Origin of the sequence: Streptomyces sp. A1136 (assembly GCF_004795055.1) — a bacterium.
Taxonomy (GTDB): domain Bacteria; phylum Actinomycetota; class Actinomycetes; order Streptomycetales; family Streptomycetaceae; genus Streptomyces.
Window position 1 is genome coordinate 1 of record NZ_SSBJ01000135.1, and the last position, 791, is coordinate 791.

General features: G+C 74.7%; 1 protein-coding gene. It reads right to left on the bottom strand.

Annotated features, from left to right (window positions below; translation table 11 throughout):
- Positions 1–791: histidine kinase (locus E6R62_RS37675; protein WP_240802140.1), on the bottom strand; the 791-nt coding region annotated here is incomplete at both ends.

A 791-nucleotide genomic window follows, 5' to 3' on the forward strand; every position in this document is an offset into this window, starting at 1 on the left:
GGCCGCGCGGCTGGAACGTGTGGTAGTTCGACGACAGCTCGCCGAGCACGGAGCCGACCACGAGCAGGACGTCGGCGTCCTCCAGGAAGTCCGTGGTGTGCCGGTCCTCCAGCCAGGACTGGAGCGAGAGCGGGTGCTCCCAGGGGAAGGCGCCCTTGCCGCCGAAGGTCGTCACGACCGGCGCGTCGAGCCGCTCGGCGAGCCCCGCGAGGCCGGACCCGGCGGTTGCGTCGGCGCCGCCGCGCCCGTTGTCACCGACCTGGAGCATCAGCCGGGGACCGGCGCGCCACACGTCGACCGTGGCGCGGCTCGCCCCGCTGTGCTTGCTGACGTTCTGGAGCAGCTCGGAGACGGTGAAGTACGCGATGCCCTCGATCGCCGGGACCGGCCGGCCCGGCAGGTCCACCTCGACCCTGACCGGCACCGTGCAGCGGGAGGCGACGGAGGAGAGGGCGGCGTCCAGGCCGCGGTCGGTGAGGACGGCCGGGTGGATGCCGCGTGCCAGGTCGCGCAGTTCCTGGAGGGCGACCTTGACCTCGCCGTGGGCCTCGTCGACCATCTTCGCTGCGGCCTCGGGGTCGGCGGTCAGCTTCTCCTTCGCGAGCCCCAGGTCCATGGCGAGGGCGACGAGCCGGGCCTGCGCCCCGTCGTGCAGGTCCCGCTCGATGCGGCGCAGGTCGGCGGCGGCCGTGTCCACGACCACGCCCCGGTCCGACTCCAGCTCCGTGACGCGGGTCGCCAGCCGGGACGGGCCCAGCAGCCCGGCCACCATCAGCCGGTCCACCGCGGCC